Annotated in this window: 16 protein-coding genes; 5 read left to right on the top strand and 11 right to left on the bottom strand. The window is 65.0% G+C overall.

Features of this window, described 5'->3' with window-relative positions:
* Positions 1 to 58: 58 nt before the first annotated feature.
* From AC1MH0_RS23920 to traA, 3 genes are all read right to left on the bottom strand, one after another.
* On the bottom strand, positions 59 to 388 hold the full coding sequence (locus tag AC1MH0_RS23920) for a hypothetical protein (protein WP_480966500.1): 330 nt from the start codon (positions 386 to 388) through the stop codon (positions 59 to 61).
* A 2-nt stretch (positions 389 to 390) separates the two neighbouring features.
* Positions 391 to 1,077: a DUF6118 family protein gene (locus tag AC1MH0_RS23915; protein ID WP_480966499.1), complete on the bottom strand. Its 687-nt coding sequence runs from the start codon at positions 1,075 to 1,077 to the stop codon at positions 391 to 393.
* Between the two features lie 164 nt (positions 1,078 to 1,241).
* Positions 1,242 to 4,151, bottom strand: a complete 2,910-nt coding sequence (gene traA, locus AC1MH0_RS23910; protein WP_480966498.1) for a Ti-type conjugative transfer relaxase TraA — start codon at positions 4,149 to 4,151, stop codon at positions 1,242 to 1,244.
* A 174-nt stretch (positions 4,152 to 4,325) separates the two neighbouring features.
* Here traA and AC1MH0_RS23905 point away from each other — a divergent pair, with 174 nt between their 5' ends.
* The 5 genes from AC1MH0_RS23905 (at position 4,326) to AC1MH0_RS23885 (ending at position 7,251) form a co-directional block, all read left to right on the top strand.
* A complete protein-coding gene (locus AC1MH0_RS23905; protein WP_133192538.1) occupies positions 4,326 to 4,655 on the top strand; it encodes a conjugal transfer protein TraD in 330 nt (109 codons plus the stop codon).
* A 13-nt stretch (positions 4,656 to 4,668) separates the two neighbouring features.
* A complete protein-coding gene (locus AC1MH0_RS23900) occupies positions 4,669 to 4,893 on the top strand; it encodes a conjugal transfer protein TraD (RefSeq protein WP_133192513.1) in 225 nt (74 codons plus the stop codon).
* The gene (locus tag AC1MH0_RS23895) at positions 4,890 to 5,174 is read left to right on the top strand and encodes a hypothetical protein (RefSeq protein WP_159513437.1); all 285 of its coding nucleotides are present in this window, start codon (positions 4,890 to 4,892) and stop codon (positions 5,172 to 5,174) included. The genes AC1MH0_RS23900 and AC1MH0_RS23895 overlap by 4 nt, the downstream gene beginning before the upstream one ends.
* Positions 5,171 to 5,512, top strand: a complete 342-nt coding sequence (locus AC1MH0_RS23890) for a transposase (RefSeq protein ID WP_159513438.1) — start codon at positions 5,171 to 5,173, stop codon at positions 5,510 to 5,512. The genes AC1MH0_RS23895 and AC1MH0_RS23890 overlap by 4 nt, the downstream gene beginning before the upstream one ends.
* A gap of 95 nt (positions 5,513 to 5,607) precedes the next feature.
* Positions 5,608 to 7,251, top strand: a complete 1,644-nt coding sequence (locus tag AC1MH0_RS23885; protein WP_480966497.1) for a type IV secretory system conjugative DNA transfer family protein — start codon at positions 5,608 to 5,610, stop codon at positions 7,249 to 7,251.
* Between the two features lie 266 nt (positions 7,252 to 7,517).
* Here the strand turns inward: AC1MH0_RS23885 and AC1MH0_RS23880 are convergent, their stop codons facing one another.
* From AC1MH0_RS23880 to fliE, 8 genes are all read right to left on the bottom strand, one after another.
* A complete protein-coding gene (locus AC1MH0_RS23880; protein WP_236559431.1) occupies positions 7,518 to 8,231 on the bottom strand; it encodes a replication protein A in 714 nt (237 codons plus the stop codon).
* A gap of 359 nt (positions 8,232 to 8,590) precedes the next feature.
* Positions 8,591 to 8,782 (bottom strand): ribbon-helix-helix domain-containing protein, encoded by a 192-nt coding sequence (locus AC1MH0_RS23875; RefSeq protein WP_010189081.1) that lies wholly within the window; start codon positions 8,780 to 8,782, stop codon positions 8,591 to 8,593.
* Between the two features lie 113 nt (positions 8,783 to 8,895).
* Positions 8,896 to 9,162 (bottom strand): ribbon-helix-helix domain-containing protein, encoded by a 267-nt coding sequence (locus AC1MH0_RS23870; protein WP_066704224.1) that lies wholly within the window; start codon positions 9,160 to 9,162, stop codon positions 8,896 to 8,898.
* Positions 9,159 to 9,842 carry a ParA family partition ATPase gene (parA, locus tag AC1MH0_RS23865; protein ID WP_066704229.1) on the bottom strand — a complete coding sequence of 228 codons (684 nt, stop codon included), beginning with the start codon at positions 9,840 to 9,842 and terminating at the stop codon, positions 9,159 to 9,161. Before parA ends, AC1MH0_RS23870 begins: the two co-directional genes overlap by 4 nt.
* 333 nt (positions 9,843 to 10,175) lie before the next feature.
* Positions 10,176 to 10,514, bottom strand: coding sequence for a helix-turn-helix domain-containing protein (locus AC1MH0_RS23860; RefSeq protein ID WP_066704232.1), 339 nt, complete (start codon positions 10,512 to 10,514; stop codon positions 10,176 to 10,178).
* Entirely contained in the window at positions 10,511 to 10,861 is a 351-nt protein-coding gene (locus AC1MH0_RS23855; RefSeq protein ID WP_066704234.1) for a type II toxin-antitoxin system RelE/ParE family toxin, read from the bottom strand. Before AC1MH0_RS23855 ends, AC1MH0_RS23860 begins: the two co-directional genes overlap by 4 nt.
* 229 nt (positions 10,862 to 11,090) lie before the next feature.
* On the bottom strand, positions 11,091 to 11,666 hold the full coding sequence (locus AC1MH0_RS23850) for a recombinase family protein (protein WP_126849560.1): 576 nt from the start codon (positions 11,664 to 11,666) through the stop codon (positions 11,091 to 11,093).
* Positions 11,667 to 11,858: 192 nt separating this feature from the next.
* The gene (fliE, locus tag AC1MH0_RS23845) at positions 11,859 to 12,293 is read right to left on the bottom strand and encodes a flagellar hook-basal body complex protein FliE (protein WP_480966496.1); all 435 of its coding nucleotides are present in this window, start codon (positions 12,291 to 12,293) and stop codon (positions 11,859 to 11,861) included.
* Positions 12,294 to 12,620 lie beyond the last annotated feature (327 nt).

Below are 12,620 nucleotides of genomic sequence, written 5' to 3'. Positions count from 1 at the left end.
GCCACTATGAGAAGATCGGCCTCGTGCCTTCGCCGCCACGGCGCGGGAGCGTCCGGGATTATACCGATCCAGCAATGTACGCTTGTACCGCACACTCGATCGCCGGCCAGCGTGCCAGCGAATGGCGAGGATCGCGCATCTGTTCGTCGCTGGCCGGCGAATCCGATAGGATCGCCATGCGCCAGAACACCAAAGCCCGTGGCACCCACTCGTCGGTCGAGGGAAGGGGTGCCATCCAGCCATGCTCATCGGGTTCGGTGAACCCGGCGCTGCCGTATAGCCAGTCGCCATGCTCGGCCGCCGGCGGCGCGTCCGTTACCGCCTCCGCGCGAAGCATCCGGTCGAGCAGCGCCAACAGCGCGTCCCGGTCCAGCGCGGGAGCCTCCATCCTCAATCCTCCGCCTTTACCTCGATCGTGCAACGCACCGCCTTCTTCGCCCTCGCGGCGGCGGTGCGGCACGCGCCGATCGCGTCGCGATTGTCGCGCGCCAGGGTGGCGGCTCCGGTGATCCCGCGCCAGGCGTCGGGAGAAGCGACCGCCATCAACCGCTGCCCGCCATCCCACATCGGCAGCCCAACCGTGCGTGCCGCCATCCGCTCCGGCCAATGCCAGCTCTCCGGCATGGCGCGCGCGAGTCCGCCGGGAAGGATCGCCCATACCGCCATGCCCGCCACCAATCCGATCAGGCCGGCATAGCCGAGCCGACGCCGCTGCTCCCCCGCCGCGATGTCGGATTGCAGATGCCGGCCAAGCCGTGCCGCCACCTCGTCCATCCCCTGCTTGGCAGCGAGGAACAGGCGATGGTCCTCACGGCGACCTGTGAAGCTGGCCGCGTTGATCTGCCGGCCGGCTTCCTCGGGCGTGAGCGACAAGGCCGGGCTTTTCACCAGCGCATCGACCCGCTGCGCGGTCGCGGAGAGGTTCTGCGAAATGACGCCCAGCGTCTCGGAATAGTCCGGCACGTCCGGCACCTCGGCGCGCTCGGCCGCCAACCGCTCAACGGCCCGGCGCATCAGGGACACCTCCGCGCGCAAAGCATCGAACGCCCGTGCCGCTTCGTCGTCGCCGTCCGCCATCTGTCAGCCCCTACCCATGCAAGAGGTCGATCAGTTTCGATAAAGTGAGAAGGAGTAGCCCGGCGGTTGCCAGTCCCGCTGCGCACAGGACTGCCGCCAAGACCCCGTAACGGACTATCCTCGCCAACCCTGCTATCCTCCGACCATATACGGCCTACTCCGCATCACCGGCCCAGCCCGCGATCCTGCTGCCGATCACGTGCGCGCTGCATCTCGATCTGACGTTGCAGCACCTGCTCGACCGACTGCTGCCGGTCGCGGTCCAGCCCCAACTCGGGTGCGCGCCGCGCCAGCTCCATGCGCAACGCCGGATCGTGGCGCAGCCCGGCAATCATCTCCGTCCTGGCGACCACGGCCGGGCCGCTGCCGGCTCCACCATTATCGTTCTCCAGCGCCCGCCAACGCTCCATGAACCGCCCGGCGCGGAGCTGCGGGTCGGTGCGGACCCGCGCCTCCTCGGTCATCGCCTGAGACGTTCCACGGGTGTCGCCGCCGGCGGCGTCGCGTGCCAGCTTCGGATCGCGCTCGATCGCGGAAGCGAGGTCGCGCGCGCCGTGGTGACGCACCTGGTCCAACGCGTCCCCGGCCCGCGCCAGCGCCGTCCGCTGATGCGGTAGGACCGGCAGCCCCTTCTCCTCCATGCCCGCGATATCGACCGCAGCCTTCGCATAGCGCCGGATCGCCACATCCTGGTCCGGATGACTCGTGCTTTCACGCGGAGAACCCGGGGTCTCCGCTTCTGGCGTTCTCGGCCGGAACCCGGCGAACATGCCCCTGGCCTTGTCGCGGACCCTCTCCGCCACCTGGCGCGCGAGTTCCGGGAACCGGATCTCGCGCCGATCGGCGAACGCGCGCGCCTGGTCCTGCTCGGCCGTGGCACCCTCACGGGCATAATCGCCCGCCATGTCCTTGCCCCGGTCGCGCGACAGCGTGCGCGCGAGCTGGCGCTGATCGGCGAAGTCGTCGCGGCCATAATGAAGCTGCACGCCGTCACGGTGCCGCGACAGACCGACATAGGCGCTGTGGCGGTCCATGCCGGGCGTGGCGAGAACATGCGCGCGATCGACCGTCACCCCCTGCGATTTGTGGAACGTCGCCGCATAGCCATGATCGACATGGGCATAGTCCTTGGTGTCGAACGCGACCCCGCGCCCGTCATCGAGGCGCACCGCCATGCCCTCGGGCGATACCCGCTCGATCGTCGCCAGCGTGCCGTTCTTGACCCCCATGCCCCGCTCATTGCGAAGGAACATGATGCGGTCGCCGGTCGCGAACTGGCGGTCGCCGCGTTCGGCCTTGACCGTAACGTCGTCGCCAAGGTCGCCGCTCGCGCGCAACCGGTCGCGCGCCTCGCCATTGAGGCTCTGCACCTCGGCATTGGTGTGGGTGAGAATGATCCGGCTCTTGTCCGGGTCAGCCTGGCGCGCACGATCCCAACCGTCGACCAGCTCGCCCCGCGCCGCCTCGCGCGTGTCGGCCGCGCGGACCATGCCGCGACCGTCATAGGCATGGATCGCCTCGGCCGTGCGACCAGTAGCGAGCGAGCGCGTCGCCTCCTTCTGCCAGTCGTCGCGCTGCCGCCTGATCTCGGTGATCTCGGCCGCGCCGTGCCGCTCGGTAATGGCCCGGAACGCCGCGCCCGCCTCGATCGCCTGCAACTGCTCGGGATCGCCGACCATCACGACCTTGGCCCCGGCATCGCGCGCCTGGGAAAGCACCCGCTCCATCTGGCGCGAGCCGATCATGCCGGCCTCGTCCACGACCAACACGTCCTTGGGGCCTAGCTGCTCGCGCCCTTGCCCCCATGCGTGTTCAAGGCTGGCGATCGTGCGGGACTGGATGCCGGAGCCGCCCTCAAGGTTCTCGGCCGCGATGCCGGATAGAGCCGCGCCGCGCACCGTGTAGCCGGCCCCCTCCCACGCCTCGCGCGCGACGCCCAGCATCGCCGACTTGCCGGTGCCGGCATAGCCGACCACATTGGCGATGCCGCTCGGCCCCACTATATGCTCCAATGCGGCTCGCTGTTCTTCCCCGAGCACGAGTCCTTCACTCCCGGCGCGCGTGATCGCCCCCTCGATTGCCTGCGCCGGGAGACCATGCTCGTTTCGCCCTGCCAGCTCGTCGCCGGCACGCTCAAGCCGGTTCTCCACCGCAATCATATCGCGTGACGTGAACCGCTCGTCGCCGCGTCCGTCTCGGCCCAACGCCACCAGCTCGGGCGAACCCTTCGCCGCCGCCATCACCCGGTCGTACTGATCCTTGCCGTCCGAATGCCGGAAAGCGAACACCGCCAGGTCGCGGGTCGTGAACGTCGCCTGCGTGCGCGTAATCGCGTCCAGCGCCACCTTGGGATCGGCGATGATCTTCTCGCCGTTCTCCCGCGCGATGCGGTCGTGATCCTCGATCCGCTCGGCTTCCAGCCCCTGCCCCGGTCGCCGCGATGCCGCCGGCCCGATCTTGTTCTGCGGCTCCAGCGCGATACCCTGGTCGGCATACGAGCGATGGTCGATCCGTGCGTCGATCCCAAGCTCCGTCAGCCGCTCGTTGACGTGTGCGCCCCACGCTTCCCGCCAGTGCTGCAACAGCTCGCCCCGGTTCCAGTCGCGCTCCTTATTGCCGAACCCGTCCGGTCCGACTTCGCGCATCGCCAGCATGACGTGCGCGTGCGGCTTCGGGCTGCCGTCCTCGGCCCGGTCCCAATGCACGTTGAGGTCCGCGACCATGCCGCGGTTCACGAACTCGCGTTGCACGAAATCACGGGCGAGCTGGACGCCCTGCTTCTCGTTCATCTCGCGCGGAATCGAGAACTCCACCTCGCGGGCAAGCTGCGCGTCCTTGCGCTTCTCGCCTGCCTCCACCTCGTTCCACAGCGTTGTGCGGTCGTTTAAACGCTCCGGTGCACCCTGCGGCAACATCACCTCGGAGTGGATCACGCCCGCCTTGTTGCTAAAGTCGTGGTTACGCCCCAGCCGATCGTCGTGCAGCTCGGACGCGGAACGATAGGCAGCGCTCGCAACGGCGCTCGATCCGTTCGCGCGGCTCACAACCTTGGCGGAGAAGTGGTAGATCGCCATGACGCTCGCGATACTGCCTTATTTAGCGCACGTCGGCAACGACGTATAAGCGCGCACTCACAATCCGCTTCGCTCCTCGTGACTGACTTGATGACATTTTCTGGTCGTTCTGCCTTTACCCTCATGCCGATAACGCTAAGATGCTGCCGACCGATACGCGGAAAGGTGAGAACGATGCGGAAGGTTCGCGATTACGACGCCGAGCTGAAAGCGCTGGGTGACAAGGCCCGCGCTTTGAAAGCGAAGCGAGTCGAACAGCTAGGCCAGCTCGTCGCCGCGACCGGAGCTGATGCCCTCGATGCGGAAACCCTCGCCGGTGTTCTGCTCGATGCGATTGGATCGAAGGATGCAAGCGCGAAGGAGGCATGGCGCGCGAAGGGCGTGGCTTTCTTTCAACGGCGTGGGCGCAAAGGTGGCGGCGTTGCTGCGATCGATGGATCGGGCGCTGCGACTGAACCGGGCGGCAACGCTGCGGGCGGAAGCGGCGGAACGGCGAACGGATAGCAGGGGCTGGGTCGTGCAGCGTCGCGAACGAACGCGCCACCTGATTGAGCTGGGCGGGCTGGTCCAGAAAGCCGGCTTGGTTGAGCTGACGGACGACGATCGCGCCACCCTTTACGGCGCGCTGCTCGATCTTGCCGGGCGTGGTCGCGGCGACGAAGCCGGCAACATGCTGGCGCTGTGGAAAAGACGCGGAAAACGCGCGTTCGATGCGGAAGCTGAAGGGAGCGAAGCGCAATGAGCGATTTCGATATGGAGGCAATCCGTAGGCAAGTCCGCGCGATGGATTTCGTACGCGGCACGCCGGCGGAAATCGCCATGTGGCACGAGGACATGGCGGACTCGCGCGCTAACCTGGTCATCGAGGACATGATCCCGACGCCCAACGACGATGCGTTCTTCGCGATGATGCTGGACGAGGGCGTGCCCCCTCCCCTCGTCTCGCAAATCCTGCTCCGGCTGCTCGATCATCCCGACGCCGATCGGTCTCTATCGATCACGCCTATTCAACGGACGACATGATGCCCAAAACCGTCGATCGGAATGAACAGATTGCGTCCTTCGACACAGGCCCTTTGCTGCGGACGGTGGATGATCTGGACGTGATGCGCGATCACCTTAAAGGCGATAATTTCAATGCACCGGAGATGCGGCACGACCTGCTGCGCCTGCACGGGTTAGCCATGCGCTTCGTCAATGATGCGCAAACCGATCCGGTCATGGCCGAAGAAATGTTCGACCTGGCGGCAGACCTTGAATGTCGCATCCAAGACCTGTCCGACGCGCTGGCGAGGATGCTTGCTCCGATCCGCACGCTGCAAGCATTGGAGCCGAGCGATCAGGAGAGACCGGGTTTTTGATGTGCTCGCCTTTGCAGAACGCTATCGTATTCTGATCTTGAGATATTCCGAGCGTAACGACGCCCCGGTCATTACGCTCCCGCTGGGGAAGTAGCATGGGCCTTGCGCGCGCCACCCGTAATCTCGCCCGCACCGCCCGTGCCAACCCGATGTGGGCCTTGTTCGGCATCTTGCTCGCCCCTTTCCGGTTCGCCCGGCACATCATCGGCGTGGTCCTGTTCGCCATGGTGCTGTTCGTGGCGCTATTCCTCCTGCTGATGCTGGCGATCTGGTATTTCGGCCTCGATAAGAACGGCGCTGTCGCTCAGCTTGGCGTATTCGGGATCAGCGGTGCCGTGGTCCTGGTCACGGCCTGGATGTTCGTCCTGCCCCTGCTTCGCCGGTTCGACTATGGTGATAGCGCCGACACGCATGGTTCGGCCCGCTTTGCCACAGCCGGGGAAGCCCAAGCCCTCAACGACGATCACGGTCTGCTGATCGGTCGCGACGTGAAAACCGGCAAGCCGATGCGCTATGCCGGTCCCGCCCATCTGCTGACGATCGCACCCACCCGCACCGGCAAGGGCGTCGGCACGATCATTCCCAACCTGCTCGAATATCCCTTCGCGGTCGTCTGCATTGACCCCAAAGGCGAGAACGCCCGCATCGCCGCGCGCCAGCGCGGCAAGTTCGGCGCGGTCCATGTCCTCGATCCGTTCGGCGTCACGGGCCTCGCCTCGGCCGCGTTCAACCCGCTCGATCGCGTCGACCCGCACAGCCTCGATCTCGCCGACGATTGCATGACGCTCGCCGATGCACTGGTTCATGACGCACCCGGTGAAGCTGGCGACGCGCATTGGAATGAGGAAGCCAAGGCGCTGATCGCCGGCATCCTGCTCCACATCGTCACCACCGAACCGCTTGGCCTCCGCACCCTGGACACGCTACGCGACCGGCTGACGCTCGCCCCGGCCGCATTGGCGGCGCAGCTGGCCGCGATGCAGGCGCAAGGTGGCCTGGTCGCGCGCGCCGCCAATCGCCAGCTCGGCAAGTCCGACCGCGAAGCGGCCGGCGTGCTGTCGGCCGCGCAACGCCATACCCACTTCCTCGACTCCCCACGCATGGCGACGGTGCTGGGCGGCTCGGATTTTACGTTCGCCGGGCTGAAGGATGCAGCCGCGACGGTGTTCCTCGTGCTGCCGCCCGATCGGCTCGCCAGCTATGCGCGCTGGCTGCGGCTGATGGTGGCCCAAGCCCTGACCGAGCTGGCGCGCGCGCCGGGTCGCCCGCCTTGGCCGGTGCTGTTTCTGCTCGACGAGTTCGCGGCGCTCGGCCGTCTCGAACCGGTCGAACGTGCGATGGGGCTGATGGCGGGTTACGGCGTCCAGCTCTGGCCGATCCTGCAGGACGTTCACCAGCTCCGCGCACTCTACGGGCAGCGCGCCGGAACCTTCCTGTCGAACGCCGGCGTCCTCCAGGTGTTCGGGGTCAACGATCAGGACAGCGCCAAGCTGGTCTCCGATCTGGCGGGGCAGGAAACCGTTGTGTTCGAGACCATGAGCCGCGCGATCGACGCGGAGGAAAGCGGCTTGTCCTTTGGGCAGCAGCATGTCGGCCGCGCCCTGCTCACTCCCGATGAAGTCCGCACACTCCGCCCCGATCGCCAGCTCCTGTTCCTCGCCGGGCAGCGGCCGATCATCGCCGGCAAGCTGCGTTACTATGACGATCGCGAGTTCGCCGGGCGGTTCGATTCGGCGTGAACGATTGGGGCGGCTAGTTCGGCCGCAAACCACCGGGTCGATTTAAACCTCGCTGGTGGAGTTTGCCGTCATCGGCGCCCATGACACGTCGAAAGCCCCTCTCCTGCCCTCACGGCTTTCCTGAGCGGCCGTAGCGGGTGATTCCGTCGCCACCTGCCCCACTTCTTTTCCGCCTAGCCAGCGGCGCTTGCGCCGCCCTTGTGACGCCGTAGGCGGCACGAAGTGAACTACGCATTGGCCGTTAGGCCAATTCCACTTGTATATTTCTAACTCTGCCGGGATTCATTCTGCCTCTCTGAATCACGTTCTTGGTCCATGATCCCTCGCCCGAGCCGGGCAAGAATCGCGGCAAGGCCGGGATCGTCAATGAGCTGGGCTGGCTGCTCATCAAGGGGGAGCGCGGCGATCATCGCCCTGCCCTCCTCGGCCGCCACCCGTCGCCGATCGCTGTCATCCTCTGGCGGTGGTGCGGTCATGCCGCGCTCAACCTGCGGCGGGAGCATCAAACGATAGGCATTCGAGGTCTGCTTGACCTGGGGGCCGCGCAGCCCCGCGTTGCCGGTCGGCACATAGCGGCGCAACCAATCGAGGAAGCCATGCGCCTTGAGCCGCTTTAGCGCGTCCACCACGGCCGCGATCGAGCGGCCGATGCGAAGCGCCAGCGTCGCTATCGCCGGATCGAGCCGGCCTGTCTTGTAGTCGATCAGGCGTAGCAGCTCGCGCAATACCTCAAGCCCGACATGGCCGATCGCCCCGTTCTCGCGGTTGTTGCGCTCGCGCCGGTGGGCAAGCCGTTTCACCCGATCATACTTCTCGGCCGCCTGCATGAACCGGGCGACATTCTTGGGATTGAACGGCTGCCAGAACCGCCCTTCCCGGCCCTCCTCGGTGCGGCTGTAGCGATGGACCCGCTGGCCGGTCTGACGGCCCGGTCGTCGCCCTCTCGTCGCCCCTCCCAGGGCCTCGAATACAGTTTGCATGGGAACCTCCCGTCGATCGGTCGGCCCGGCTGCTGGCGGCAATCCCACATGGACATAGCTCTCCCGTTCTCGAAAACAGCGTTTTCGAGTTGACTTCACGTCCGATCTGCGGGAGGCTGTTCCTGCGACAGAACACGGGCTTCCCGCCCATCAGACTTTCCGAGAGCCCGGCCGCCAAGCCGGGCTTTCGTCGTTTTGGCCCTAGCGGTGCCACCCGCTATGATCGCCACGACGAATCGGCGAACGAGTTCGCCGACACCAAAGCCTGTCAGATTCCTATAGCGTTGGGAAGTGTGCTCTATAAGGCTGGTGCAATAGGTCTATTGTCCACGTGTCCACACATTCACACGTGAGCCTGTTCACTTCTCGATTGGCTGATTGTATTTTTGGAGAATGTCGAGGACGGCCTCGGTCAACATCGCCTCGATCGTGCTGTCCTCCTTGACAGCAAGGATCGCGAACGCTCGGGCAACCGCCGGATCAAACCGGCCAGCGATCGATTTCTTGCCGATGCGGTTGCGCTGACGGCGCGGCGCTTCGATCGGCAGCATCGGTTCGTCGGCCTGCGCTGCCGTCCCGGCCGGCTTTCTGGCGTTTGTCGATCGTGCCACCCCCAAGCTCCTAATTTCTGTGTTCACACATTCACATATTCACGCGTGGACAGCTACCGCTCGCCAAACGGATGCTTGCCATGCTGCCGCATAAGAAGGTCGATGGCTTCGCCAAGGAGCGCCTGCAACGTCGTCCCCTGCTCGGCCGCCAGCATATTGAGGCCGCGACTGACCTCAGGGCTGAAATAGGCGCTCACCGCCTTCTTGCCCTGCCGGGTCTGGGCGCGGGTGGCGACCGTCGCCGTCGCCTGGTCTGGGCTGTCGCCGATCGCGCCAGCCTTCTCCGCCCGCTGCTGCTTCATTGCGCCGAACTTGCTCATGCCGCGCCCCGCTCGTTGTTCACTCGTGAACGTGTGGACACGTTCACCTGTTTACTTGTCCACTCCCATAGCGCGGCAACTTCCTCCGCCGCTTTGCCTTCGGGTTCCAGCTCGATCGCGGTTTTCCCCTGCGCCGTGCTGTGATGATAGATCGCCCGCTGGGTGAGCATGACGGGCGCAACGTCCACGCCCATGCCGGCGACGCCATCGCTACCCTCGATCAGCTCGCGGGCATCCCGGTAGGTTGTCGGCGCGCGCTGGGGGCCGCCCATGAACAACACGAACGCGGGTTTGCCGCTCGCCTGCACCAGCTCGGCCGTCATCTCGACGGCTTTGAGGTCGAAGGCTTGCGGACGACACGGAATCAGCACCAGGTCAGCGACCTTGCAGGCTTCCCGCGCCATGATGTCGGCATGGGGCGGGGTGTCGATCACCACCAGGTCGGCCCCCAGTTCGGCGGCCTGCTGAAGCTTGCGGGGCAAGAGGGGAGGGGAGGCACAATCGACCACCTCTAGGTCCGACGATCCGCGCCACTCGCTCCAGTGGCTCGCGGTCGCCTGCGGGTCGGTGTCGAGGATCAACGCGGTAAGCCCCGCACCCGCACCGGCTGCGGCTAGGTGGATCGCCAGAGTCGTCTTGCCCGCGCCGCCTTTCTGGCTGATGACGGTAATGACCTTCATGTGAACCCCTGAACACGTGAACGTGTGTACTTGTGAACACGTTCACGTGTGGACGAATCATGCGCCCACGTCAAGGCGGCGATCCGCTGCGCGGATCCTCGCCCCGCCAGCCGATCGGAACCCGGCAGGGCCAAGACCGCTTGCGGGCTTGGGGAGCGAAGCGACTGAGAGCGGCGGTGCCGCGCAGCGGCAGGCGCCAGACCCTATTTGCTGTTCGCGGATTTCGGCGCTCGCCGCGTCGCCACAACAGCCTCGTCGATAAGGGGCTTCCAGACTAGCGGCGGCAGGTCGTCGAACTTGGAACACACCGCCTCGATGGCCTAGTCGAGCATTTCAGGCCGGGAGAAGGTGAAACCCTGCTTGCCCGTCCGCCTTGCGCGGCAGCACGGATACAGACACCTGCACATCGCGATTAAGCCGATCGAGGATCGTCATCAACCGGTCGATGGTGAAGCCCTTGAGCTTGGACTGACGGATGCGCGAAAAATCGGCTGCGGCGACGCCGGTGATCTTCTCGGCCGCACGCACCGTCAGATTGTCGGTCGCCAGCGTCTTGCTGATCTCGGCCGCCAGGATCGCGCGGAGCTGGCGCTGTTCGGGTTCTTTCATACCAAGGTCGGCATAGACGTTGCCGGTGCCTCGGATCATCTCGAAGTCGTCATCGTCGGTCATTGCAGCGCCTCCTTCAAACGCTTGATGCGCTCGCGCACCAGGTCGATTTCCTGCTTCGGGGTGGCGATCCCGCTCTTAGACTTCTTCTGGAAGGCGTGAACCACCCAAATGTCGTCGTCGAGCTGGAGGGCGTAGATCACCCGGAAGGCGTCTCCCCGTTCCTTGATCGCCAGTTCCCATATACCCGAACCCAAACCGGTCATGGGCTTAGCGATGTCTGGCGTGTCACCCTCGGCAATTGCCGTGAGGGCGTCGGTCGCCTGGTCCTGCGCGTCCTCGGGAAAGCGGCCGAACTCTTTAAGCGCGCCCTTGATCCAAGAGATGTTACGCAGGGCTTTCCGATGCATTGGCGCGAATGTAGCTATTTCTCACAACATGGTCAAGGGGGGATGCATCGCTCTCTGACAATGGTTTCATGTGAACCTATGAACACGTGAACGTGTGAACACGCTCACGCGCAAGCAACAACGACCTCGCCTGAACGCGCTTTCGCGCCCGGCCGGGCCGCAATGCCCGGCCCCAAGAGCTGGGTGGGTGGGACAAACAACGCGGCCGCCCCGCTCGGGGCGGCCTCCGCTACGCCGGCAGGCTTAACGAGCTGCGCCCGCCCGGAATGTGCCGGTAGAGCGTCGATGGCTGCACCCCGAGCTGCGCTGCCACCTCCTCGACGGTGATGGTCGGGTCTGCCAGCATGGCCTTGGCGCGCTTGATCTCGGCCGGTCCCATCGCCGGCTTGCGCCCGCCGCGTCGCCCCAAGGCCCGCGCCTGGGCAAGCCCGGCATGGGTGCGCTCCAGGGTCAGCTCGCGCTCAAACTCCGCCACGGCCGCAAAGACGTGGAACACGAGCCGCCCGCCGGGGCTGGTGGTGTCGATCGCCTGGGTGAGAACCTTTAGGCCGATCTCGCGCTTGGCGAGATCTTCGGCCGTGTCCACGAGCTGCCGGACGGAGCGCGCGAGCCGGTCGAGCTTCCACACCGCCAGCGTGTCGCCGGCGCGGAGATAGTCGAGCGCCGCCTTCAACTCCGGTCGATCGCGCTGCGCGCCCGACGCCTTCTCGGTGAACACCTTCTCGCACCCGGCTTCGCGGAGCGCATTAAGCTGTAGGGCAGGGGACTGATCCCTGGTGGACACGCGCGCATAGCCGACGAGCAAGGGGCTTCTCCGAAAACTCGACACGACCTAGCCGGATTTCGGAGAAGGAAACAAGGGACAGTTTTAGGAAGCTAAAAGAGCTGTTTCAACGCCCTCGGCCGCGATCGGCGCGGCTCTCGCGCGAACGACCGTTTTTCGGAACGACCGTTTTTCGGAAGGTGTCACAATCGTTCGGTGTGATACAATAATGATCTAGACTGCCATACTCATTATGTCCTTATACGCTGAAAGGACTTTGTTGCGCACTTGTAGCGTCGCTTCAAAACCGATGGACGCCGCTTGCCGTGCAAGCATGACCTTTGCAATATCGGTAGTCTCGCCTCTTTCATAGGCGACCGTTAATGCCCCAGCCTTTGCGCCTGTTTCATTGACCTTTAGAACTTGATCCACAATCGTCGATGCGAAGCTACTATTTGGCGTTGCAGTAGCCGAGCCAACTGAGCCGGGACCTTCAACCTTTTGCAGCACCTGGTTCATGGCCGTATCGAACGATGGCCTTGCAACCCCGCCCGCGCTCGCCGGTGATGCCGCGCTGCTGTTTACAACATTTCGGAGTGCGGCATTCCGATCGAGAACCGCACTTCGCATGGCCATGAAATCACTGATCGAAATGCTGCTCACGGCCATCTCCCAAGCGAACCAATACCTGTTTAGCGTTACGAGATGGTTAAGAATCCTTAATATACCTTGCCTGCGTTTTAAGGACACTCGCCCTTAGTCCACTGTTGAAGCGATTAATTCGATGTCGCCGATTGTTGAACTCCGCACGATCGGCTTACGCGTCGCGCATGCCCAACGCGCCAAGTTGCGGCATCTTCGTCCCACTACACCCCATCGCCAAGGTGCAGCACGTCGCGGTCGTGCGGGCGGCGGCATGTCCGCAGCGCGCTGCGAGTTTGCGCGGCCGGCGAGGCCCGGTTGCGCCCGAGCCAGCTCGTCGGCGTCGGCAGGCGG

Source organism: Sphingomonas sp. AP28 (assembly GCF_056680455.1).
This window is presented reverse-complemented; position numbering and strand designations above follow the sequence as displayed.